Raw genomic sequence first — 22,903 nt, forward strand, 5'->3', positions numbered from 1 at the left:
GTGGGTGTCAATATCTGACATAGTCTTTGACCAGGATTAGGATCATGTCGTTCGCCAAGGCTCAGGACTTGATCAGGCTGGCGCGTCTGGCCGCCACGCGGCGGACGGGGATCGGCCTCGACGAGATCTGCGAGGAATTCGGGGTTTCTCATCGCACGGCGCAGCGCATGACCGACGCGCTGGAGACAGTACTCGCTAACGTCGAGGTGGTAGATGGCCCCGACCGTCGACGGCGCTGGCGCGTCATCGATCCTGCTCTCGACAGGCTCCAGCCTCGCCAGGAGACTGCGATCGAGGCGTTGGAGATTGCCAGCCGGACGGCGCGGGGCGACGGCCGAGTACGGCACGCTGCTGCGCTAGATGATCTGCGCGACGGCTTGCTGGCGCGTCTAACACCCAAGGACGCCATGCGCACAGAAGCCGATGTTGAAGCGGTCCTTTTGGCGATGGGGTCGGTCACTCGACCCGGGCCGCGCGTTAACCTGGCGCCGGCGGTGCTCGATGCCGTGATCGAGGGTCTGCGTGGCCCATTCCTCCTGCGCATACGTTATGGAACAGAGGATGCTTCCGAACGGGTCATTGAACCACATGGCCTGCTGCTGGGCCACCGCAGTTATCTGGTGGCGCGCCAACCAGAGCGGGGTGATGCTATGCGGAATTTTCGCATGGACCGAATCCTCAGCGCTCAGACCTTGGACCAGAGCTTCAGCTTCGCGCCCGGCTTCTCGCTGCAGGAGTATGCGGCCCGTTCATTCGGCGTATATCAAGACCAAAGAGAGTACGGCGAAATCATCTGGCGTTTCGCTCCGCACGCCGCTGCGAGGGCGGCCGGATTTTGCTTTCACCCCGATCAAACCGCCGAGCTGCAAACGGATGGTAGCCTTATCGTCCGCTTTCATGCCTCAGGTTGGCTGGAGATGGCGTGGCATCTCTATCAATGGGGAGACGTAGTAGAGGTTATCGCCCCCGAGGGGCTCCGCAGGATGGTTGAAGATCATCGTCGCTCCGATTTCGCCGCCTTCCCATAAGGCCGATGCTCAAGCCGAGACAGCATCCGAGTGCTTAGGCGGCCGTTGAGGGTGACATGATCTGACACCCTCGCGTTGTAACTTTGGAATCGCCCGACTTAGCGGGCCTCTAAAGGAGCAAGCAGATGGCGAAAGGCAAAGGAGGCGGAAGCAACTTCCGCAGCGCAATCACTGGTCGGTTTGTAACCGCCAAACATGGATCAGCTAGCCCGCAGACGACGGTGCGGCAAGCGAAGGGTGGCGGGAGCACTGGCGGCACCCACCGGAGCGCCATCTCCGGAAGGTTCGTGACCACGAAGTACGGCAAGGCCAACCCGCGTACGACGATCAAGGACAGCTAACCCCAATTTAAAGGGAGATTTTCCCATGGCTCAATGCACAGCACCGAAAGAAGGCCACCGCTCAGCGAGCGCCGCAGCGAATTGCCCGGCATGCCGTGGCGGCAGACGGTATGGTGGCTACAGCAGTTATGGCAGCGGCTATGGGTCTGACTCGTCCTTCCCATCGCCTTCTACCTACTCGTCAGGTAGTAGCGGAAGCGGTTCCGGACGCGTACGAGCGAATTGGTCGAAAGCCGGTTCGTCCGTATTATATACTCCTACCGAGGTGCGAGCTCTTACGCCAGTCCGTCACACTGCCGAAACCCGAGCGGAGCTACCCGATCTTCGTGATGTCTTCCTCTGCCATGCTTGGGACGACCGGCAGGGGGATGCAAAGGCGCTGCATGATCTCTTGGAAGCGCGTGGAGTATCGGTCTGGTTTAGCGAAAAAGACGTTGCTTTGGGATCGTCACTGCTTCGAGAAATCGATAAGGGGCTGGCAAAGTCCCGGGTTGGCGTCGTGCTGGTGACACCTGCGCTGCTTCGTCGTCTTCCAGCGGCGGGTGTTGCCGACAAGGAGCTCTCGGCACTCTTAGCAACCGAGCAGCTCGTACCCATTGTCCACAACACGACGTATGAGGCTCTTCGAAACGTTAGCCCCCTACTGGCATCGCGGAGTGGCCTGAGTACCGAAGATGATACTATGACCGTGGTGGCAGACAAGCTTGCTGAGCTCGTTACCATTTAGCTTCAGTTGGAACTCAGCGATGCCGAAAACCGATACCCGTCAGGCAAACTGGCGACGAGCGAATCCCGCCAAATATGATGCTCATCTTGCCGTGCAGCGGGCGATGAAAGCAGGTGAACTGGAAAAGCAGACATGTGAAGTGTGTGGGGCTCAGGCAGTAGATGCTCATCACGACCGATATGACGAGCCCCTGAGGGTGCGTTGGCTATGCCGTCTACACCATACCCGTCTACATCACCGCGGCGAAGACATGTTTCCGATTCGACGCCGAGATGATTGATAGAAGGAACAAGCGAGTATTCCACCTATAGGGCTATCGTTGCCTATCTTCACCATGGCACGTAGGGTGCCGTCCACCGGTGCATTCTGATTGGAGCATGATGGTTTCACAACTCGATTTCTTCGCCTCCGCCGTTGCACCGACGGCTGCAAAGGCAGCCAGGGCACGCGTCGGTGTCAGGGGAGGGCAGGCGGAGACCGACCTGGATGAGGAAGCGATGGCCCGTCATCTGGAAGCGACCGGCAGCTACCGAGTCTTGCGAAAGCTCTTGCCGCGAGAAATTGTAAAGGATGCTCGGCCCGGATTTCCGCGGCAGGCCATCATCCTCGACACCGAAACCACTGGCCTCAACCACCGATCTGACGAGATCATCGAAATCGGCGTAATTGCCTTCACCTTTGACGACGCAGGCGAAATCGGCGATGTCACGGGTGTCTACGGCGGGCTTCAGCAGCCGACTGCTCCCATCCCGGCCGAAATCACACGCCTGACCGGGATCACCAATGAAATGGTGGCTGGGCAGACGATCGACATGGCGCGGCTCACACCCCTCATTGATTCAGCCGATCTGGTCATTGCCCACAACGCCGGCTTCGACAGACCTTTCTGCGAAGCATTTTCTCCGATCTTTTGCAACAAAGCATGGGCCTGCTCCGTGTCAGAGGTCGACTGGCCGGCGCGTGGGTTTGAGGGGAGTAAGCTCGGCTATTTGATCGGACAGTCGGGCTATTTCCACGATGGTCACCGGGCTGTCGATGACTGTTTCGCACTGCTCGAAGTGCTCGCGCAGACGCGGCCCCGTTCCACCGCGACTCCATTTGCGGAACTCCATCAGGCCAGCCAGCGATCACGGGTTTGCATCTATGCTGAGAACAGCCCATTCGACATGAAGGACCAGCTCAAGGCGCGCGGTTACCGGTGGTCGGATGGTTCCGATGGCCGTCCGAAATCCTGGTGGATTGAGCTGCCGGAAGAGAAGCACGACGAGGAACTGCATTTTCTGCGGACAGGGATCTATTGCTGGGATGCCGACCCGCCGGTCAAGTATCTGACGGCGTTTGATCGCTTCCGCGCTACTTGAATGTTCCGAATGCAATGACGACCGTTCTGGGAATTGATGCAGCTTGGACGGCGACACAACCGAGTGGTGTCGCTCTGGTTTCCTCCATGGGTGGCGTTTGGCGCCTGATCTTCGCTGGAGCGTCCTATCGTCACCTCTTGATCTATGCCGATGAAGGCGTGATCTCCACGTCCCGCCCTTCTGGCTCGGTCGCAGAACCCGCGGCTCTCCTTGCTGCCTCAGGAAAAATTGCTGGAGCACCTGTCGATCTCGTGGCCGTAGATATGCCCCTATCTCGCGAGCCGATTGCAGCGCGGCGCGTGTCGGACAATCTTGTTTCGGCAGCTTACGGCGCTCGTCAATGCAGCACCCACACACCAAGCGCGATCAGGCCCGGAAGGATCAGCGATGATCTCAGGAGAGGTTTCGAGCACTGCGGTTATGGCCTGCTGACGAGGAAGATTAGCGCGCCTGGCCTGTTGGAAGTCTACCCGCATCCAGCCCTGGTCGAACTGATGCGCGCCGACAAGCGGCTGCCTTACAAGCAGGCGAAAACGCGCAACTATTGGCCAACGGAGGCCCCTATCAATCGGCGCCGTAGACTTTTCGATTCCTGGCGTATGATCGTCACCAGACTTGACCTAGAAATAAAAGGCGTTTCCGCTGCATTGCAGCTACCTCCGCTCGAGGCTTCATCATGGCAGTTGAAGGCGTTTGAGGACATGCTCGACGCGGTCATCTGCGCATGGGTCGGCATATGCGTTTACGAGGGATGCGCCCTGCCGTTTGGCGACGACACTTCTGCAATTTGGATACCTCACCCGGAGCTTCTGGGATCTCGCCAAACCGATCATGATCGCATTGGGGAAGGCCGGTGACCGCTGAACGCTTTGTTGGTGATCCTAGAACAATGAACCATCCAGCACATTCAAGCGATTGGGTGATCCAATAGATGTGGCGTTGGTTCGATTCCTTTCAAGGCGAAGAGGCTGGCGAGGAGTTTTGCTCGAGCCACCTGCGGTTCACGCGCAATGACGGCGTAATGGCTGCTTTAATCAAAGCAGTCTTCACCAATGTCCCGCTGGGCAAGTCGTTCTGCTCTGCACCTAGATGGTGATGCTTTAAACACATCATGAGGCTGGTCGATGGCCTTCGTCTCGGCCATCGCTTCCACTCAACCTAAACTTTCTGACCCAACATTAAGGATAGTTCAACGGCAGCCACCTTGTTTACAAGACGGCCGGCTCCAGTCGCGCAATGCAAGCGCAGATTCGGAAGCAATATTGCCGTTAGAATATTTTCGCAATTTTTGTTGCGCATTCGAGATTACGTGGGTATGTTGACCATGCACCGGGCGAGGCCCGCTGCATGGGAGAGAAGCGCGAGGCGTTCATAATGCTTCGCTCGTGATGGTGCCGAGGAGGCCAATCGCATAGACCGAAACTTATCCAGGTGGGACGTTCGCGTTGTCCGCCAAGGCGAAGCTGTGTCCGCGATTACCGGATGGGACTTGAATGAGCGTTCGTACAGGTTCGACGCGTGCAGGGATTTAACGGAGGAGAAATCTCATGATGAAGAAGTTCGCAATCACTACTGCATTTTGTGCCCTGATGTCGGGAGCTGCACATGCCGAAACGATCGGTGTCGCAATGTCCCTGTTCGACGACAACTATCTGACGGTGCTTCGTCACAATATTGAGCGCCACGCGAAGGACCTTGGCGTGGAAGTGCAGATGGAAGATGCGCAAGGCGACATCGCGCGCCAGCAGTCTCAGATCGAGAACTTCGTCGCCGCCGGCGTCGACGGCATCATCACGATGCTGGTCGATGCTGACTCCGGCAGGGCTATGTCGAAGATTGCCGAAAATGCCGGGATTCCCTTGGTTTTCGTCAACATGTTGCCGGCCAACATGGACACGTTCCCTGAAAAGCAGGCTTGGGTTGGTTCGGACGAAGAGCAGGCAGGTGAGCTGCAGGCGACCGAAATCTGCAAGCTTGCAGCTGGCAAGGGTGACGCAGTTATCCTGATGGGCCAGCTCGGAACGACCGGCCAGCGTGGTCGTACGGCCGCCGTCGAGCGCGTCCTGAAAAGCGATGCCTGCAAGGACATCAAGGTCCTCGACCAGCAGACCGCAAACTGGATGCGTACTCCCGCCCTCGATCTGATGACCAATTGGACCACCTCAGGCATCAAGCCCACCATCGTGTTCGCCAACAACGACGAAATGGCGCTTGGCGCGATCCAGTCGCTGAAGGCCTCGGGTGTTGCCATGGATGACGTAATCATCGGTGGCGTGGATGCGACCCAGGATGCGCTCGCAGCTCTCGAAGCCGGCGATCTCGACGTCACCGTCTATCAGTCCGCGAAGGGGCAGGGCGAAGGTTCGCTCGACACGGTTCTGAAGATTGCCCGTGGTGAAAAGTCCGAACAGCGGGTCGCGATCCCGTTCGAGCTCGTCACGCCCGAGAACGTCGCGAAGTACAAGTCCAGTAACTAGGCAACTGGCGGGGACGATCAGGGTTTCCATGGTCGTCCCCGCCTTGGCAACTGGGCGCTGCCTGCAGACACCACAGGTGATACATGATTTCGACATCGACCCGTCAGGCTATAGAGGACTTCAAAGCGAAGGCGAGGCCGTATCTGCTTGAGATTGAGGGCATACGGAAAGAATTCCCGGGCGTCGTTGCGCTAGATGGCGTTGAGTTTCGCCTTCGCCCAGGAACTGTTCACGCCCTAATGGGAGAGAACGGTGCCGGCAAAAGTACGTTGATGAAAATCATCGCGGGAGTGTATGCGCCTGATCAAGGCACGATCAAACTGAGGGGTGACGAAGTCCGGTTAAAGAGCCCGAAGGATGCCTTGGAGCAGGGGATCGCAATGATCCACCAGGAACTTGCTCTGATGGCCTGGATGACGGTCGCCGAAAACATCTGGATAAGGCGGGAGCCGCGGAACGCGCTTGGTCTCATAGACCACAAGCGCATGATGGCGAACACACGGGAGTTGTTCGATCAGCTGAAGATCGGGATCGACCCTTCGGCCGAAGTCAGCACGCTCACAGTCGCGCAGAAGCAGATGGTCGAGATCGCCAAGGCGGTCAGTTATGAATCCAGCGTTCTGATAATGGATGAGCCAACCTCTGCCCTCACTGAATCCGAGGTGAGTCATCTTTTTGAGATTATCCGTGACCTTAGGTCCCGGAATATTGGAATTGTCTACATTACCCACAAAATGAACGAGCTGTTCGAAATTGCCGATGAGTTTTCGGTATTCCGTGACGGCCACTACGTCGGCACCCACGCCAGCACCGACGTGACCCGCGACGATATCATTCGAATGATGGTTGGGCGCGAAATCACTAACATGTTTCCGAAGGAAGAGGCACCGATCGGTGATGTCATCCTGGAGGTCAAAGACCTTGAACTAAACGGTGTCTTCAGCGGGATCACCTTCGACCTGCGCCGTGGCGAAATTCTGGGTGTGGCCGGCTTGGTCGGCTCCGGACGCTCCAATGTCGCGGAAGCGATTTTCGGCGTGGTCCCGGCCACCCAAGGTACGATCAGGATCAACGGCGAGGAGACAACAATCAGTTCCCCTGCCGATGCCATGCGCGCTGGCATGGCGCTACTGACTGAGGATCGCAAGGAAACGGGCTGTTTCTTGCCGCTGACGATCCTTGAAAATATGCAGATTGCAGCTTTGCAGCACGGTCATTCCCAAATGGGCTATGTCGATGAAAGCGGCCTCCGAATCTTGTGCGATGAGATGAAGAACGCAATGCGCATCAAGACTCCGAACCTTGATGAACGCATTGAAAACCTCTCCGGCGGAAATCAGCAGAAGGTGCTGATTGCGCGATGGTTGCTGACAAAGCCGCAAATTTTGATCCTGGATGAGCCAACCCGAGGCATCGACGTCGGTGCCAAGGCGGAAATCCATCGACTGATTTCGAACCTGGCCAAGGAAGGCGTGGCCGTCATCATGATTTCGTCGGAGCTGCCCGAGGTCCTCGGCATGTCGGACAGAATTCTTGTCATGCATGAGGGACACATGACCGGAATCCTGGACCGGGCGGAAGCCGATCAAGTCAAGATAATGGAACTCGCGGCCCGCTGAGGTCGCAAAGGCGAGAATGCCGAGGAGGAGACGAAATGGAAAACGTGCAAGCGCAGCCGGCCAGCCCAACGAGACGGAAACTACCTCAGGAATTGAATATCCTGACCGTATTGATCGGAGTGGCTCTCGTCTTTGAACTTCTGGGATGGTTCGTTCAGGGGCAAAGCTTTCTGGGAAATCCCCAGCGCCTGACCATCATGATCCTCCAAGTCTCCGTCGTCGGCATCATCGCCATCGGAGTAACCCAGGTCATCATCACCGGTGGTATCGATCTCAGCTCTGGCTCCGTCGTCGCGATGACTGCAATGATTGCCATGAGTTTTGCGCAAACGAGTGATTTTGCGCGTGCCATCTACCCGGGTCTGACAGACTTGCCAGCGATTGTACCCATCCTGATCGGTGTCGGCCTCGGCTTGATCGCCGGTATTGTGAATGGCGCTCTGATCGCCTTGACGGGCATACCACCCTTCATCGCAACCCTCGGCATGATGGTTACGGCGCGCGGTATTGCAAAGTGGTACACCAAGGGTCAGCCGATTTCCTTCCCATCGGAAAGCTTCGCCAGTATCGGCTCTGGTGCATGGCCGGTCGCCATCTTCCTGCTGGTAGCGGTCATATTTCATGTTGCTCTTCGCTATACACGGTACGGCAAGTTCACGTACGCGATCGGTGCGAATGCACAGGCCGCCCGTGTTTCAGGTATCAACGTGCAGGCGCATCTCGTGAAAGTCTATGCGATTGCCGGCATGCTGGCAGGTCTCGCAGGGGTCGTCACGGCCGCTCGAGCGGAGACTGCCCAGGCTGGGATGGGCATGATGTATGAACTCGATGCGATTGCGGCCGCCGTCATTGGTGGGACATCGCTTTCGGGTGGACGTGGACGGATATTTGGAACGGTGATCGGTACAGTTATTCTTGGCCTGATGATGTCCGGCTTCACGTTCCTGCGCGTCGACGCTTACTACCAGGAGATCGTCAAAGGGCTGATCATCGTCGCCGCTGTGGTCACCGATGTTTATCGGCAAAAGGCTCGGGTCAAGAAGGGCTGAGTGTAATCGAACTCGCCAGTCTTCGAGGCAATCATGGCCGATGGATTCTTTGGTAGCCCCTTGGAGTTGGCCGTCACAGTAGTGGCGGTCTTCCTTGTCGGTTTGTCTAAGGGAGGGCTCGGGGGAATGAGCCTTCTTGGGGTACCGTTAATGGCCCTGGTTATGTCGCCAATCACTGCTGCTGCGATACTTCTGCCAATCCTGGTGGTCATGGATATCGTCAGCGTTGCCGCCTGGAAGAAATGGGTAAACTGGGAAATATTGGTGCTCGTTTTGCCGGGTGCTCTAGGCGGTATTGGGTTGGGCTGGCTGACGGCCGAAGTAACATCTGACGCCGTTGTCCGGCTTATTGTCGGATTGGTGTCCCTGACATTCGTCTTGCGCGTTGCGTTCGGAAGACCCGTTACCGCAGCGGTGACCGGTGAACGTCCATTGGCTGCCAGCTTCTGGGGCACACTCGCCGGCTATACAAGCTTCGTCGCGCATGCCGGGTCCCCGCCCTTGCAAGTCTATATGTTACCACTTCGACTTGATCCGAAGGGTTTCACCGGAACAACGGTAATGTTCTTCGCGATCACCAACGCGGTGAAGCTGGTGCCTTATGCCGCACTGGGTGGTTTGGGTGTTGAGAACCTCAGTCGCGCGGCCATCATGATACCCTTGGCTATCGCGTCGACATGGCTAGGAGCATGGGCAGTACGCCGGATGGACGCTGCCGTGTTTTATCCCATGACTTACATTTCAGTCGCGGCCGTTGGTGTGAAGCTCGTTTGGGACGGCATCGTTAGTTTGTAAACGCTATATGCCCGTCACTGTCGGAATGCGGGGAGCGGTATCGTCCTTCTGAACCCGGGCCACGACCGCGACAGTCAAGGCCTGAGCCAGGCACATAGGCGCTGCCAAAGACCGGGAGAACGTGTAGTCATGTTCGGGAACAGAGAACAAGACCTTGGCGGACTTAGCCAGCGGTGAGAGCGTACTGTCGGAGATCGCGACGACGGGGACGCCAATCTTCTGCGCCTCTTCTACGATGTTCACCACTTCATTTGCATAGAACCGGAATGACACGGCAATCAACGCGTCCGTACTCTTCATCGTCCGCGCCATATGGGTAGCCAAGCCCCCACCCGGATCGAGGAGCACACAGCGCTTTCCCAGCATTGTCAGGATGTAGCGCAACAGTTCCACAACAGGAGCTGAGCGCAACTGCCCGATGAGGTAGATCGTGTCGGCCCCCTCAATGACGTCTGCCGCCATGGCGAGGTCTTCGCCGCTCGTCCGTTCGAGAATGTCCTGCAGGGACGCGATGTCGCGCACGACCAAATCGTGCAGGAAGCCGTATTCGGATCGATCCTCCCTGTTCATGAGCTCGTTGTCGAGCGCCTTGATTCTGGCCTCGAAGCCCGGCGCAGCCGTCGCGAGCCTCTTTTGGAAGAGAACCTGAAGCTCCTTGAACCCTTTGTAGCCGAGCGCCTGGGCAAACCGGACGAAGCTCGACGCGTGCATGCCACATCGCTCTGCGATGGTGTTGACCGACTGGACGGCGACCTCATTGGGGTTCTGGGTCAGATAGACCGAAATCTTCTGATAGGTCTTGCTCATCTGATCATGACGCTCATGGATCAGACGGATAAGTTCTTCGTAGTCTTTAGGTGATGCAGTGGGTGTCGGTTGTTGCTTCATCATAAAACCTTGCAATATCTGTTGCGAAAAACCAAGGGGGCCGACCTCTATACGATCTCAACTAGCAGATCATTCGCATCGACTTGCATACCTGAGCTGACATGCATGGCAACGATGACGCCATCACGGTGAGCGTTGATGCTGGTTTCCATTTTGATGGCTTCGATCGAAAGCAAAGGGTCACCTACCTTGACCGTCTGGTGCACGAACCCTGAGATAGTCGAAATAATGCCCGGCATAGGCGCGCCGATCTGGCCAGGGTTTGTCGGGTCAGCTTTCGGATGTGCAGTCTTTCTCGCTGACCGCGTCCGATCTGAAACTTTCGTGGAGCGCGGCTGGCCGTTGATCTCGAAGTAGACCTTCACATCACCGTTCTCGTCTGGCTCACCTTTGGTCAGATATCTGATCTCAACTGTTTTGCCGGGTGCAAGCTCGACCGACAGTTCCTGCCCCTCCTGCATGCCGTAGAAGAAGGTTGGCGTCGGCAAAGAGTGAACCGGTCCATACGTACGGCGTCGCCCCATGAAGTCCAGGAAGACCTTGGGGTACATCAGGTAGGATGCTAGGTCCTCATCCGAGACGGCGTATCCATCGAGCTCGTCGCTCAGCTTACTGCGTGTGGCAACCAGATCGACCGCGGCCAAGTTGCTTCCCGGGCGTTCTGTTGATGGCAGCTTGCCTTTAAGAACTTTACTCGAAATTGCTTCCGGCCAGCCGCCAGGCGGTTGCCCCAAGTTTCCGGCCATCATGTCGGCGACGGATTCCGGAAACGCCACTTCTCTCTCGGGGTCTATGACGTCTTCCTTCGACAATCCCTGCGCCACCATCATCAACGCCATGTCACCGACAACTTTCGACGACGGTGTGACCTTGACGATATCACCAAATATCTGGTTGGCATCCGCGTAGGCTTGGGCGACCTCGTTCCAACGCTCTTCAAGACCGAGGTTTCGTGCCTGGGCCTGCAGGTTGGTAAACTGCCCTCCGGGCATTTCGTGCAGGTAGACTTCCGACGCAGGCGCTTCCAGCCCACTTTCGAATGCCGCATATTGGTGCCGTACCCGCTCCCAATAGGACGAGACGCGGCGGATGGTCCCGATATCCAACCCGGTATCGCGGTCTGATCGTGCAAGTGCTTCAACAATGGAGCCGAGACAGGGCTGTGATGTCCCTCCGGAAAATGCATCCATCGCGGCATCGACCGCGTCGACGCCGGCTTCAGCTGCAGCGAGTATGGAGGCTCCTGCGAGACCGCTCGTGTCATGTGTATGAAAATGAATAGGAAGCCCGACTTCCTCCTTCAGCGCTTTGACCAGCACGCGCGCCGCGGCAGGTTTCAGAAGGCCAGCCATGTCTTTCAGGCCTAGAAGATGGGCCCCGGCGGCTTCCAGCTGTTTCGCCATGGTGACGTAGTACTTGAGATCGTATTTTGCCCTGTCAGGGTTCAGGATGTCGCCAGTGTAGCAGATCGTGCCTTCGCAAATCTTGCCGGTGTCGATGACCGCATCCATCGCGACGCGCATGTTCTCGACCCAGTTAAGGCTGTCGAAGACACGGAATATGTCTACCCCTGAGGATGCGGCACGCTTGACAAAAAACGAGACGACATTGTCCGGGTAGTTGGTATATCCAACGCCGTTGGAGGCCCGCAGCAACATTTGCGTCAACACGTTCGGCAGTCGCTCGCGGATCGCATGCAGCCTTTGCCATGGGCATTCCTGCAAGAAGCGATAGGCGACATCGAAGGTCGCACCGCCCCAGCATTCCACGGAAAACAAGTCTCCGAGGCCTGATGCGTAGACCGGCGCAATCTTGACCATGTCATTGGTGCGCATCCTGGTCGCCAGAAGCGATTGATGACCGTCGCGCATGGTCGTGTCGGTTATCAGAAGCTTCTTCTGTGCCACCATCCACGCGGCGACCGCTTTTGCACCCTCTTGGTCGAGCAATTGGCGTGTGCCTGGTTGCGCTTCCTTGGTCACGGTCGGAACGCTGATTGATTTGGCTTCAGCCGCAGGCTTGGCACGGCCCGCAGTCTCCGGATGACCATTGACCGTGATGTCGGCGATGTACTGAAGCAGTTTGGTGCCGCGGTCAGCCCGCTTGTTGAATTGAAATAGGTCTGGTGTCGTATCGATGAACTTAGTGGAATAGCTCATGTCCAGAAATGTTGGATGCTTGAGCAAGTTCACCACGAACTCGATGTTCGTACTGACCCCCCTGATCCGGAACTCTCGCAATGCCCGATCCATTCGGCGGATTGCCTGGTCCGGTGTCTGCGCCAATGCCGTCACCTTGACCAGCAACGAGTCATAATGGCGGGTGACCACGCCACCCTCGTATGCTGTTCCGCCATCGAGACGAATCCCCATGCCCGTTGCAGTTCGATACGCGGTGATGCGGCCATGGTCAGGGATGAAGTTGTTCTGCGGGTCTTCGGTCGTGACACGACACTGAAGTGCATGTCCGTTCAGTTTGACGTCCTGCTGTCGGGAAACACCCGTTGCCTGAGCCAGTGTTTCGCCTTCAGCGATCTTGATCTGGGCCTGCACAATATCGATCCCGGTGATCTGCTCGGTCACCGTATGTTCAACCTGCACGCGCGGATTCACTTCGATGAAATAGAAGTGGCCGCTGTCCATATCCATCAGGAACTCGACAGTGCCCGCATTCTGATATCCGACGGCATTGCCGATCTTCAGTGCAAGACCGCAGACTTCCGCACGCTGACTTTCAGTTAGGTAAGGTGCAGGCGCACGTTCTAGAACCTTCTGATTCCGTCGTTGCACTGTGCAGTCACGTTCATAGAGGTGGTATAAACCTCCATGGGCATCGCCGAGAAGCTGGACCTCAACATGCCTCGCCTTTAGGATCATCTTTTCAAGGTATCCCTCGCCGTTGCCGAAGGCGGCTTCCGCTTCACGGCGACCCTCACGCACTTTGGTGGCGAGTTCATCTTCCGTGGTAATCGGGCGCATACCGCGGCCACCGCCACCCCAACTCGCCTTGAGCATGAGCGGATAACCAACCGCTGCAGCTTGGCTTCGGATGAGGTCGAAGTCGTCGCCGAGTACATCTGTTGCCGGGATCACGGGTACGCCGGCAGCTTCGGCAACTTTTCGTGCGGATGCCTTGTCGCCAAGCGACCTCATTGTTTCGGCGCGTGGGCCAATAAATGTTATCCCGGCATTGGTGCAAGCTTCCACAAAGTCCGGGTTTTCCGACAACAGGCCATAGCCGGGATGAATGGCGTCAGCACCCGACTCTTTAGCGACGCGGATCACTTCGGATATGCTGAGATACGCCCCCACGGGCGAGAGACCCTCGCCAATGCAATAGGCTTCGTCGGCCTTAAAGCGATGGAGGCTGAGTTTGTCCTCCTGCGCGTAGACGGCCACTGTTTTTTTGCCAAGCTCGTTGGCTGCACGCATGACACGGATCGCGATTTCACCGCGGTTGGCAATCAGGATTTTCTTGAACATCGGAGCCCTCGTGAAGGAGCGGACGTCCGGGGGAGGGCCGGACGTCCGGGGAGTAGGGGCTTTTGCCCCCTCTTAGCGCCGAGGCTATCCGGCGACTATGCTGGTCAGGCAGGCACGCTGATCCATTGACGCGTCGATGAGGAGCGCTGGATCGTCTCGACCAGTGTCTGAATGCGAAGACCGGCGGCGAAGCCGAACGGTTCTTCGATCGTGCCGGCGATTGCGTGGATGTAGCCGGCGACCTCGATGGCTTTTAGATCGTTGAACCCGAGTTGATGGCCAGGAGCGACGCAGAATCGACCATAGGGCTCGTGATCAGGAGCAGCTTCTATCTTGCGGAAGCCGCGACGTCCTGCCGGGTCGCGGTTTGAATAGAAGTGTAGCTCGTTGAAGCGCTCCTGACTGAAATGGAGTGCGCCTTCGGTGCCATAGACCTCGAAGTCATGCTGCATCTTTCGCCCGGTTGCGATCCAGTTTCCTTCGACCGATCCCTGGGCTCCATTGGCGAAACGGACAAATGCGCGCCCGACATCGTCGACGTCCACCTTCCTGGTTCCGTCTTTACCGTCAGGGCGCTCGCCGATCATGGTGATGCAGTCGCCCATTACCTCGGTGATCGGACCGAGTAGGAATTCGGCCGTGGCCAGTGCATGTGATCCAATGTCGGCGAGAGCCCCACCGCCAGCGGGATCATGGCGGAAGGTGAATGTCCCGGAGGCATCGACCATGTAGTCTTCCGCGTGCAGCCCTCGGTATCCGCGGATTTGACCAAGTTCACCGTCGGCTATCATCTGCTTCGCTAAACGGAGCATGGGATTGCAGAGATAGTTGAAACCGACCTGGGTTTTCACGCCCCGCGCGGCGGCTGCCTGCGCCATCTCTCGGGCATCCGACGAGAGTGGTGCCAAAGGCTTTTCGCAATAGACATGTTTGCCGGCGGCGATGGCCGCCAGGGCCATCTCCTTGTGCAAGGCATTAGGTGCGGTGATGTCGATGACGTCGATATCGGAATGGGTGATCATCGATCGCCAGTCGGATGTCGAGTATGCAAATCCGAAGTCGGCCGCAGCTCGTGCTGCTGCCTCCTCGGTGACATCTGCAACGGTGTGCAGCTCGATATCAAATGGAAGGTCGAACACCTTCGGTGCTGAGGCGAAGCCGAAGACATGAGCCTTGCCCATGAAACCAGTGCCGATCAGTCCGATGCGAAGTACAGGTTTGCTAGGCATATGCGTGATCCGGATTGACGATAAGGGTGCGGTCTATGGTGCCCGCCAGAAAATTCACTGCATTCTGGATCGCAGCGATGGCCATGCGCTCACCACACTCAGCGGTAAGCCCGGCGATGTGCGGGGACAGTATGGCGTTGGGGTGCGCAAGAAGCGGGGAGTCACTTGCCGGGGGTTCGTCATCGAAAACATCCAGCCCCACAGCGCCGATGTGCCCGCTGACCAAAGCGTCGTTCAAGGCCCGCTCGCAAACCACGCCACCGCGTGCGGTGTTCGCCAACACGACACCACGCTTCATCGCGGCAATCTCAGCCTCACCGATCGCGGGTGTCGCACCTTTGGGTATGTGAACGGAAATGTAGTCCGCCCAGGGAAGCCCTTCCTCCAGTGAAGTTGCCTCTACGGCACCATCTGGCCAACCACTCTGTTGCAGATACGGATCATAAGCGCGGATTTGCATTCCGAATCCGGATGCCATTCGGGCAAGATGCCTTCCAATCCGACCGTAGCCGAGAATGAGCAGGTTCTTGCCCGAGACTTCCTGCTGCTCAAGCTTGTTCCTCCAGCCCCATTGTCCTGGTTCTCTTACAGACCTGTCTGCGAGGATCGCACGTTTTGCCCCGGCAAGGAGCTGCATGATGGCGTGTTCGGCAACCGAGACGGAGTTGACGTCCCCGACGATGGTGAGCGCGATCCTTCTGCGGTTCAGTTCTGCCAGGTCGACTGAATCGTAGCCGACGCCGTGGCGAGAGACGACCTTCAAGCGCTCAGCTTTGGAGATGGTTGCAGCCGACAGAGGCTGGGTGCGAATGACTATCGCGTCGGCAACGTCGATGAACGGTGCGTATGAGGCCTCTGATACCTCCTCGATGTAATTAACCGTATAGCCGTGCGCGGGCAGTTCGCGCAGTATGGCTTCGCCGGAAGGGTGCATTTTCCCGGCAACCAAAAGATTTGGCATCAGTAGCCTCCCGGTCGGTCGGTGGACGCCGTAACCTTTGTGGTAAGCTTGCGGAAAGTGGCGACGGACTCAGCAGCGGCTGCCGCGATGAGCCGACTGTCGCCCGACACAGTGGTCATGTTGAAACCCCACTCGACTGCGCGCGCCGCGTACTCGGCCGTTCCGCAATGGATCGCCGCCTGGATACCGTTGCGGTGACAGGCATCCTTGATGCGTTTGATCGCCTCGATGACCTCCGGCTCTTCCCGGTCGAAAGCCGGCATCAGCTGTCCCTTGGACAGCGAGAAGCTGAGGTCTGCGGGACCGACATAGATGCCGTCAAGACCTGGCGTGGAAGCGATCTCCTCCAGATTTCCCATGGCCTCGGCGGTTTCGATCATCGCAAAAGCGAGGATTTCGTCATTGGCTTCCGCCGGATAATTCGCACCTGCCGCGTAGACGGCGCGTGTTGGCCCGAAGCTCCGCTCGCCCAATGGCGGGTAGCGCATGTAACGAACGAACTGCTCCGCTTGCGCGCGCGTATTAATCATCGGGCAGATGATCCCGTATGCCCCAGCGTCTAGAACCTTGGAAATCCAAGAGGGATCGAGCCATGGCACGCGCGCCATCAGCACTTTGTCCGACGCACGCATCGCTTGGAACATGCCGAGCACGTCCTTGTAGTCGACCGCGCCGTGCTGGATGTCGATGGAGATGGCGTCATAGTCCTGAGCGGCCATGATCTCGGCCGTGAACGGACTGGCGATCGACAGCCAACCGTGCAGCACGGGACGCCCCTCCGCCCAGATTTGTCTCAGCTTGTTCTTTTTCATGACCCTAATCCTTAGAACACGAGCTGAGCGAGCTTGGTGTCGAGGTAGTCATCGATGCCTTCGATGCCGCCCTCGCGTCCCATGCCAGAGTGATTGGTGCCGCCAAATGGCGCTTCAGCCGCCGCCAGGGCAAAGCTGTTGATGCCGACCATGCCCGACTTCAAGGCGGCCACGGTCCGGCGCGCCCTGTCGGGCGAACGGGTGAAGGCGTAGGCCGACAATCCCATGTCGGAAGCGTTCGCTCTCGCAAGTGCTTCGTCCTCGCTGCCGAACCGGGTGATTGCCGCGATCGGTCCGAAGTTCTCTTCGGCAAAAACCTTCATGTTGTCGGTGACATTGGTGAGCACCGTCGGCTCGAAGAAGAAGCCGTGGTTCAACTGCGCCGGCCGCTTTCCGCCATAAGCAAGGGTCGCACCTGCTTGTGTGGCGGCTGCAACGATCTCTTCAATTTCTTGCAGGCGGCGCGCATTGATCAGCGGCCCCATGCCGGTATCTGCGTCGAGGCCGTCGCCGAGTTTGATCTTGGCGGCACGCTCGACGAAACCTTCGACAAAGGCGTCGTGCAGGCTGTCGTGGACGAAGATGCGATCCGGGGTGACGCAGACCTGTCCGCAATTGGCGAATTTCGTTGGCACGGTGAGGTCCAGGGCGTTCTGCAGGTCGGCGTCATCGTAGATGATCAACGGTGCATTGCCGCCGAGTTCCATCGAGACCTTTTTGACCGTGGCCGCGGCGTCGCGGATCATCTGCTGGCCGACGCGGGTCGATCCCGTCAGCGAAACCTTGCGGACGCGGCTATCGGCCATGATCGGACCGTAGGTATTGTCTGTCGAACCGACAACCAGGTTGACCGCCCCATCAGGAAGCCCGGCTGCGCGGAGGCAATCGACCATGACCATCGCGACACCGGGCGTCTGCGAAGACGGCCGAAGCACGACGGAGCAACCGGCCGCGAGAGCCGGCGCAAGTTTGCGCGCGGGCAAGGCTGCGGGAAAGTTCCACGCCGTGAATGCCCCAACAATACCGACAGCTTCGCGGCTGACCTCGAAGCGCCCACCGGGCACTCGGCTGTCGACGATGCGCCCGTAGATGCGGCGAGCCTCCTCGGCAAACCAGCGAAACTGATCGCAGGCAAGTACCCATTCGCGGCCGGCCTGCGCAATCGGCTTGCCGGTTTCCGTCGAGATCATCCGGGCGGCTTCATCCGACCGCCGGAGCATTTCATCGGCGGCCTTATGCAGCGCCTCGGCCCGGCCAAAGCCGCCCATGGCTCGCAATTTCGGCAGGGCGTTTGCGGCGGCGTCAATTGCCTGGCGCGTTTCTGAAGCCGTTGCGAGAGGAACGGTTCCGATTGCCTTTTCCGTGACCGGAGAAATGACGTCTGCCGACGCGGAGCCGGGGACCCAGCTACCGTTGATGAACAATCCAAATTTCGCGTACATGGCTTAACCGATTTCGTTCGTGTTGACGGAGCGGCCTTCGGAAATCGAAAGCATGGCGGCCTCGGCAAGGATCAAGGCCTGGCGGCCGTCCTCGAAACCAACTTCCGGCGGTGCGCCCTTCTCGACGGCATCGACAAATGCGCTGATTTCTGCGGCGAAAGCGTCGGCATAACGTTCGATGAAGAAGTTCATCAACGGCGCGGCCTGATCGGTGAATTGTTCGCTGTAGAGACGCATTCCGTTAAGCGGCCGGTTCTCGGAGATTGCCATTCCGCCGCTACCCAGCGCCTCTACCCGTTGGTCGTATCCGTAAACCGCGCGCCGCGAGTTGTTGATGATGCACTGCTTGCCAGAGGCTGTTTTCAAGACGACCGTTACAGTGTCGTAGTCCGCGCATTTCGCCATAAGTTCAGGATCGACAAGCCTTGATCCCGTCGCGCTGACCTCTGTCACGTCTTCACCGAGGATGAAGCGCGCCATGTCGAAATCATGGATTGTCATGTCCCGGAAAATCCCTCCGGACACTTCTATGTATGAGGCCGGTGCCATTCCGGGGTCACGTGATGTGATGATCACCTGATGCAGATCGCCGATGGCACCGGATGCGATTGCGTTCCGCACTGCGCGATGTCCGGTGTCGAAGCGGCGAACGAAACCCAGCATGATCGGGATGCTGGTCCCTGCAATTCTTGCGGCACAAGCATTCACGCGCTCTAGCGAAAGGTCGATTGGTTTTTCGCATAGAACCGGCTTTCCAGCCGCTATCGCCTGTTCGAGAAGGTCGGCGTGTGTCGGCGTAGAAGTTGCAATCAAGACGGCATCAACGTCACCCGACGCGAACACGGCTTCAGCCGATTCGTATTGTTTTACGCCCAGTTTCTGGGATACTTCCTTCGCCGATGGCCCGTGCACATCAAAGACCCCGGCAAGGGAGGCACGAGGGTGCGCAGCGATGTTTTCCGCATGCATCTTGCCAATACGACCCACGCCTAGAACGGCTATTTTCAGCATCTGAATTCCTCCCGAGATATTTTCGCAATAATCATTGCAAACTATTCCAATTGTCAATATGCATTCCAGAACAAACAGAAATTCACATCCGCAGGAGGAGGCGAGATGACCGCGAAGACCTTACGCCTGACCATGGCTCAGGCCCTTGTACGCTACCTATGCAACCAGTTTACCGAGATCGAAGGCGAGCGCGTGCCGCTGTTCGCCGGGGTCTTCGCCATCTTTGGGCATGGCAACGTAACCTGCCTCTCCGAGGCACTGGAAACGGTTCAGGACCAGCTGCCGACATGGCGCGGTCAGAACGAGCAATCCATGGCACTGGCCGCAATCGGCTTTGCCAAGGCCAAGCGTCGTCGGCAGCTCATGGTGGCAGCGACGTCGATCGGTCCCGGTGCGTTGAACATGGTCACCGCTGCGGGCGTTGCCATGGCGAACCGGCTTCCCGTACTACTCATTGCAGGAGACACCTTCGCCAGTCGTCTGCCCGACCCGGTCCTCCAGCAAGTCGAGCACTTCGGTGATCCGACCCTCACGGCAAACGATGCCTTCAAGTCCGTTGTCCGTTACTGGGATCGTATCGTCCTGCCGGAGCAACTGCTGCAGTCGCTGCCCCAGGCGATCGCGACGATGCTTGATCCTGCCGACTGTGGTCCGGCATTTATCGGCCTTGCCCAGGATACGCAGGAACTCGCCTACGACTACCCCGAGGTGTTTTTCGAACCCAAGGTCTGGAAGATTCCACGTCCGCGTCCTGATCGAGACGCGGTCGCTCAGGCGGTCGAGCTGCTTGCCCAAGCAAAGCGCCCCTTGATCATCTCGGGCGGCGGCGTCCGCTATTCGGGCGCTGAAGACAAACTTGCAGCGTTTGCGGAAAAGCGTGGCATCCCCGTCGTCGAAACGATCGCTGGCAAGGGTGCCTTCACCCATCACCATCCAGTCCATGCCGGTCCGATCGGGATCGTCGGCTCAACCTCTGCCAATGCACTGGCAAAAGAAGCCGACGTCATCTTAGCCATCGGGACACGACTGCAGGACTTCACGACCGGTTCATGGACCGCCTTTTCACGCGACGCCCAATTCATCTCGATCAATGCCGCCCGCTTCGACGCAATCAAGCATCGTGCGCTCGCTGTTGTCGGCGATGCGCTGGAATCGATCGTCGAACTTGACGAAGCGCTCGGGGACTACAAAGCCGATCCAGCCCTCATGCAGCAGGCGAAATCGTTGTTCGCAGAGTGGAATCAGTTGCTGGACGAGCACCAGGCTCCGACGAATGCCCCGGTCCCGTCTTACGCTCAGGTGGTTGGCATTCTCAACAAGGTTGCCCGCCCTGAAGATACTTTGATCGCGGCGGCTGGCGGTACACCGGGAGAGGTCACTAAGGGCTGGCGCGTCAAGAACCCGAACACATTCGACTGCGAATTCGGCTTCTCGTGCATGGGCTATGAAATCGCGGCTGGCTGGGGCGTTTCCATGGCCCAGGACGGCCCAGGCAGTGCCGGCGGCACTCCGATCGTCATGCTCGGCGACGGCACCTACATGATGATGAACTCCGATATCTATTCGGCCGCACTCACCGGCCACCGGATGATCGTCGTGGTTTGCGACAATGGTGGCTACGCCGTCATCAACCGCCTTCAGCAGGCAAAAGGGGTTCCGGGCTTCAACAATCTACTTGCCGACTGCCGCGTTCAGGATCGCGCCAATCCCCTGCATGTCGACTTCGTCAAGCACGCCGAAGCCATGGGAGCCAGGGCACGCAAGGTTGAAAGCCTTGCTGATCTCGAGGATGCAATGATCTGGGCCCAAGGGAATGACGGCGTAACGCTGATTTCGATTGTTTCCGACGCGTGGAAGTGGGTTCCCGGCGACGCGGACTGGGATGTCGGCGTCCCCGAAGTCTCGACGTTCGAAAGCGTACGTGCTGCTCGCGCCGCTCAGGAAAAAATCCGCGAAGCGCAGCGGCTTGGAGTTTGACATGAAAGCAAGACTTGGCATTGCACCCATCGCGTGGTGGAACGACGATCTCGCCGAACTGTCTGACGACGTCAGTCTCGAAGAATGCCTAAGGCAGGCGTCAGAGGCAGGTTTCACCGGCATGGAAACCGGCCGGCGTTTTCCAATGGATATGGGCGAGCTCGGACCGATCCTTGCGCGCTACGGAATTTCCGTCTGCGGCGGCTGGTTCTCCGGCCTTTTGCTGGATGGCGATATCGAAGCCGAGAAAGACCGTGTCGCCCAACAGATGGAGTTTTTCATCGCAGCTGGCGCGCCTTGCATCGTCTACGGTGAAACAGCGCGCTCCATCCAGGGTAACCGCTCTGCTCCTCTTTCCACCAAGCCCAAGCTTAACGAAGGGGAGATGGCTGCATACGGGCGAAAGCTTTCGGAGTTTGCGGACTGGTGCGCCGGGCAGGGAATGCCGATCTCCTATCACCACCATATGGCAGCAGCGGTCGAGACGGAAAGTGAACTCGACCTATTGATGAAGCACTCGTCCGTACCGCTCCTCTTCGACGCCGGACACATGGCCTTTGCGGGCGGTGATGTGTTGCGCGTCATCGAGAACCACCATGCACGCATCACCCACGTCCACACCAAGGATATTCGTCGTGATGTGGTCGATGCGCTCGACCGGAAAACCGAGAGTTTTCTCGATGCTGTCATCAAGGGTGCTTTCACCGTTCCCGGCGACGGCAGCCTCGACTTCGAGCAAATCGTCAAGGCACTGGCTTCCAAGGGGTACGAGGGATGGTTCGTCGTCGAAGCCGAGCAAGACCCCATCAAAAACCCTCCACTTGATATGGCTCGAAAGGGTCACAAAGAGCTTCTTCGCGTCATGGACGCTGCAGGTTATGAGGTCATGAAATGAGCAGGATTGAAGGAAAAATTGCGGTCGTTACCGGCGGCACTCAGGGACTTGGCGCGGCTATCGCGGAGCTTTTCGCGACCGCTGGTGCGGCAGGTATCGTCATCGTCGGACGTGGTATAGAGAAGGGCCAGGCCGTCGCCACCCGCATCACCGAGAAAACAGGTGTGCCCGTGGAATTGGTCGTGGCGGACCTCGGCGTCATCGAAGACGTCCAGGCGATTATTCCGGCAGCCGACAAACGCTTTGGCCGGGTCGATATTGTAGTCAACGCTGCCGGCTTTACTGATCGCGGCAATATGCTGAATACCACGCCCGACCTTTTTGATCGGATGTTCGCGGTTAACACGCGTGCACCGTTTTTCCTCATTCAGGACGCAGCCAAGGTGATGATCCGTGAGGGCATCGAGGGGCGGATCGTTAACATCGGGTCCATGTCCGGCTTGGCCGGTCAACCATTTCTGGCCCCCTATGCGGCTTCCAAAGGCGCACTATCGACGGTCACCCGCCATGCCGGTTTTTCGCTGATGCGTCACCGTATTCATGTCAACCAGCTGGACATCGGCTGGATGAACTCGGATCACGAGCGAAAACTTATTCTCTCGGAGACGGGCGATCCCGACTTCATCGACCGGGCAGCCGCGGCAAAACCGTTCGGTCGTATTCTCGATCCCAAGGAAGTTGCCCGCGCGGTGCTGTGGATGGCATCCGACGAGAGTGGCATGATGACCGGGGCGGTCATACCGTTCGACCAATCGGTTTATGGCGGTTACGACGACGCTCCCGTGCCGGCAAAGAAGCTGGAGGCCTGA

19 protein-coding genes are annotated in these 22,903 nt (G+C 58.1%); 12 read left to right on the forward strand and 7 right to left on the reverse strand.

Going from position 1 to position 22,903, the window contains the following annotated elements; all coding sequences use genetic code 11:
• Window positions 1–44 precede the first annotated feature (44 nt).
• The 9 genes from H4I99_RS22230 (at window position 45) to H4I99_RS22265 (ending at window position 9,397) form a co-directional block, all read left to right on the forward strand.
• A complete protein-coding gene (locus tag H4I99_RS22230) occupies window positions 45–1,028 on the forward strand; it encodes a helix-turn-helix transcriptional regulator (protein ID WP_163897285.1) in 984 nt (327 codons plus the stop codon).
• Window positions 1,029–1,394: 366 nt separating this feature from the next.
• On the forward strand, window positions 1,395–2,096 hold the full coding sequence (locus H4I99_RS22235; RefSeq protein ID WP_163897283.1) for a toll/interleukin-1 receptor domain-containing protein: 702 nt from the start codon (window positions 1,395–1,397) through the stop codon (window positions 2,094–2,096).
• A 19-nt stretch (window positions 2,097–2,115) separates the two neighbouring features.
• Window positions 2,116–2,376 (forward strand): hypothetical protein, encoded by a 261-nt coding sequence (locus H4I99_RS24590; protein ID WP_163897282.1) that lies wholly within the window; start codon window positions 2,116–2,118, stop codon window positions 2,374–2,376.
• A gap of 100 nt (window positions 2,377–2,476) precedes the next feature.
• Window positions 2,477–3,457, forward strand: a complete 981-nt coding sequence (locus tag H4I99_RS22240; protein WP_163897504.1) for a 3'-5' exonuclease — start codon at window positions 2,477–2,479, stop codon at window positions 3,455–3,457.
• A 14-nt stretch (window positions 3,458–3,471) separates the two neighbouring features.
• Window positions 3,472–4,314 carry a DUF429 domain-containing protein gene (locus tag H4I99_RS22245; RefSeq protein ID WP_163897279.1) on the forward strand — a complete coding sequence of 281 codons (843 nt, stop codon included), beginning with the start codon at window positions 3,472–3,474 and terminating at the stop codon, window positions 4,312–4,314.
• A 693-nt stretch (window positions 4,315–5,007) separates the two neighbouring features.
• The gene (locus tag H4I99_RS22250) at window positions 5,008–5,934 is read left to right on the forward strand and encodes a sugar ABC transporter substrate-binding protein (RefSeq protein ID WP_163897501.1); all 927 of its coding nucleotides are present in this window, start codon (window positions 5,008–5,010) and stop codon (window positions 5,932–5,934) included.
• Window positions 5,935–6,017: 83 nt separating this feature from the next.
• On the forward strand, window positions 6,018–7,553 hold the full coding sequence (locus tag H4I99_RS22255; RefSeq protein ID WP_163897278.1) for a sugar ABC transporter ATP-binding protein: 1,536 nt from the start codon (window positions 6,018–6,020) through the stop codon (window positions 7,551–7,553).
• 35 nt (window positions 7,554–7,588) lie between these two features.
• Window positions 7,589–8,602: an ABC transporter permease gene (locus tag H4I99_RS22260; protein WP_163897276.1), complete on the forward strand. Its 1,014-nt coding sequence runs from the start codon at window positions 7,589–7,591 to the stop codon at window positions 8,600–8,602.
• A 33-nt stretch (window positions 8,603–8,635) separates the two neighbouring features.
• Window positions 8,636–9,397, forward strand: a complete 762-nt coding sequence (locus H4I99_RS22265) for a sulfite exporter TauE/SafE family protein (RefSeq protein WP_163897274.1) — start codon at window positions 8,636–8,638, stop codon at window positions 9,395–9,397.
• Between the two features lie 3 nt (window positions 9,398–9,400).
• Here H4I99_RS22265 and H4I99_RS22270 read toward each other — a convergent pair whose 3' ends face one another.
• The 7 genes from H4I99_RS22270 to iolG form a co-directional block, all read right to left on the reverse strand.
• Window positions 9,401–10,288 carry a MurR/RpiR family transcriptional regulator gene (locus tag H4I99_RS22270; RefSeq protein ID WP_186663395.1) on the reverse strand — a complete coding sequence of 296 codons (888 nt, stop codon included), beginning with the start codon at window positions 10,286–10,288 and terminating at the stop codon, window positions 9,401–9,403.
• 44 nt (window positions 10,289–10,332) lie between these two features.
• Window positions 10,333–13,767 carry a pyruvate carboxylase gene (locus H4I99_RS22275; protein WP_163897272.1) on the reverse strand — a complete coding sequence of 1,145 codons (3,435 nt, stop codon included), beginning with the start codon at window positions 13,765–13,767 and terminating at the stop codon, window positions 10,333–10,335.
• Window positions 13,768–13,871: 104 nt separating this feature from the next.
• Window positions 13,872–14,996, reverse strand: a complete 1,125-nt coding sequence (locus H4I99_RS22280; protein ID WP_163897270.1) for a Gfo/Idh/MocA family protein — start codon at window positions 14,994–14,996, stop codon at window positions 13,872–13,874.
• The gene (locus H4I99_RS22285; RefSeq protein WP_163897268.1) at window positions 14,989–15,957 is read right to left on the reverse strand and encodes a hydroxyacid dehydrogenase; all 969 of its coding nucleotides are present in this window, start codon (window positions 15,955–15,957) and stop codon (window positions 14,989–14,991) included. Before H4I99_RS22285 ends, H4I99_RS22280 begins: the two co-directional genes overlap by 8 nt.
• A complete protein-coding gene (locus tag H4I99_RS22290) occupies window positions 15,957–16,769 on the reverse strand; it encodes an HpcH/HpaI aldolase family protein (RefSeq protein WP_163897266.1) in 813 nt (270 codons plus the stop codon). The genes H4I99_RS22285 and H4I99_RS22290 overlap by 1 nt, the downstream gene beginning before the upstream one ends.
• 11 nt (window positions 16,770–16,780) lie before the next feature.
• Window positions 16,781–18,211 carry an NAD-dependent succinate-semialdehyde dehydrogenase gene (locus H4I99_RS22295; RefSeq protein ID WP_163897264.1) on the reverse strand — a complete coding sequence of 477 codons (1,431 nt, stop codon included), beginning with the start codon at window positions 18,209–18,211 and terminating at the stop codon, window positions 16,781–16,783.
• Window positions 18,212–18,214: 3 nt separating this feature from the next.
• A complete protein-coding gene (gene iolG / locus H4I99_RS22300; protein WP_163897262.1) occupies window positions 18,215–19,222 on the reverse strand; it encodes an inositol 2-dehydrogenase in 1,008 nt (335 codons plus the stop codon).
• Window positions 19,223–19,327: 105 nt separating this feature from the next.
• On the opposite strand from iolG, the gene iolD reads away from it, so the two are divergent.
• Genes iolD through H4I99_RS22315 form a run of 3 tightly spaced genes read left to right on the forward strand, consistent with a single transcriptional unit; the run spans window position 19,328 to window position 22,903 of the window.
• Entirely contained in the window at window positions 19,328–21,199 is a 1,872-nt protein-coding gene (iolD, locus tag H4I99_RS22305; protein WP_163897260.1) for a 3D-(3,5/4)-trihydroxycyclohexane-1,2-dione acylhydrolase (decyclizing), read from the forward strand.
• A gap of 1 nt (window position 21,200) precedes the next feature.
• Window positions 21,201–22,094, forward strand: coding sequence for a myo-inosose-2 dehydratase (gene iolE, locus H4I99_RS22310; RefSeq protein ID WP_163897496.1), 894 nt, complete (start codon window positions 21,201–21,203; stop codon window positions 22,092–22,094).
• Complete coding sequence (locus tag H4I99_RS22315) at window positions 22,091–22,903, forward strand: SDR family oxidoreductase (protein ID WP_163897258.1); 813 nt, start codon at window positions 22,091–22,093, stop codon at window positions 22,901–22,903. Before iolE ends, H4I99_RS22315 begins: the two co-directional genes overlap by 4 nt.

The sequence above is a fragment of the Paenirhizobium daejeonense genome (assembly GCF_014280875.1).
GTDB classification, from domain to species: Bacteria; Pseudomonadota; Alphaproteobacteria; order Rhizobiales; family Rhizobiaceae; genus Allorhizobium; species Allorhizobium daejeonense.

Excerpts from the sequence above, each read along its gene's own strand:
- H4I99_RS22260 (WP_163897276.1), top strand. The coding sequence starts at position 7,589 with ATGGAAAACGTGCAAGCGCAGCCGGCCAGCCCAACGAGACGGAAACTA.
- H4I99_RS22230 (WP_163897285.1), top strand. The coding sequence starts at position 45 with ATGTCGTTCGCCAAGGCTCAGGACTTGATCAGGCTGGCGCGTCTGGCC.
- H4I99_RS22235 (WP_163897283.1), top strand. The coding sequence starts at position 1,395 with ATGGCTCAATGCACAGCACCGAAAGAAGGCCACCGCTCAGCGAGCGCC.
- iolE (WP_163897496.1), top strand. The coding sequence starts at position 21,201 with ATGAAAGCAAGACTTGGCATTGCACCCATCGCGTGGTGGAACGACGAT.
- H4I99_RS22240 (WP_163897504.1), top strand. The coding sequence starts at position 2,477 with ATGGTTTCACAACTCGATTTCTTCGCCTCCGCCGTTGCACCGACGGCT.
- H4I99_RS22245 (WP_163897279.1), top strand. The coding sequence starts at position 3,472 with ATGACGACCGTTCTGGGAATTGATGCAGCTTGGACGGCGACACAACCG.
- H4I99_RS22285 (WP_163897268.1), bottom strand. The coding sequence starts at position 15,957 with ATGCCAAATCTTTTGGTTGCCGGGAAAATGCACCCTTCCGGCGAAGCC.
- H4I99_RS22290 (WP_163897266.1), bottom strand. The coding sequence starts at position 16,769 with ATGAAAAAGAACAAGCTGAGACAAATCTGGGCGGAGGGGCGTCCCGTG.
- H4I99_RS24590 (WP_163897282.1), top strand. The coding sequence starts at position 2,116 with ATGCCGAAAACCGATACCCGTCAGGCAAACTGGCGACGAGCGAATCCC.
- H4I99_RS22280 (WP_163897270.1), bottom strand. The coding sequence starts at position 14,996 with ATGCCTAGCAAACCTGTACTTCGCATCGGACTGATCGGCACTGGTTTC.
- H4I99_RS22265 (WP_163897274.1), top strand. The coding sequence starts at position 8,636 with ATGGCCGATGGATTCTTTGGTAGCCCCTTGGAGTTGGCCGTCACAGTA.
- H4I99_RS22295 (WP_163897264.1), bottom strand. The coding sequence starts at position 18,211 with ATGTACGCGAAATTTGGATTGTTCATCAACGGTAGCTGGGTCCCCGGC.
- iolG (WP_163897262.1), bottom strand. The coding sequence starts at position 19,222 with ATGCTGAAAATAGCCGTTCTAGGCGTGGGTCGTATTGGCAAGATGCAT.
- iolD (WP_163897260.1), top strand. The coding sequence starts at position 19,328 with ATGACCGCGAAGACCTTACGCCTGACCATGGCTCAGGCCCTTGTACGC.
- H4I99_RS22255 (WP_163897278.1), top strand. The coding sequence starts at position 6,018 with ATGATTTCGACATCGACCCGTCAGGCTATAGAGGACTTCAAAGCGAAG.
- H4I99_RS22270 (WP_186663395.1), bottom strand. The coding sequence starts at position 10,288 with ATGATGAAGCAACAACCGACACCCACTGCATCACCTAAAGACTACGAA.
- H4I99_RS22315 (WP_163897258.1), top strand. The coding sequence starts at position 22,091 with ATGAGCAGGATTGAAGGAAAAATTGCGGTCGTTACCGGCGGCACTCAG.
- H4I99_RS22250 (WP_163897501.1), top strand. The coding sequence starts at position 5,008 with ATGAAGAAGTTCGCAATCACTACTGCATTTTGTGCCCTGATGTCGGGA.
- H4I99_RS22275 (WP_163897272.1), bottom strand. The coding sequence starts at position 13,767 with ATGTTCAAGAAAATCCTGATTGCCAACCGCGGTGAAATCGCGATCCGT.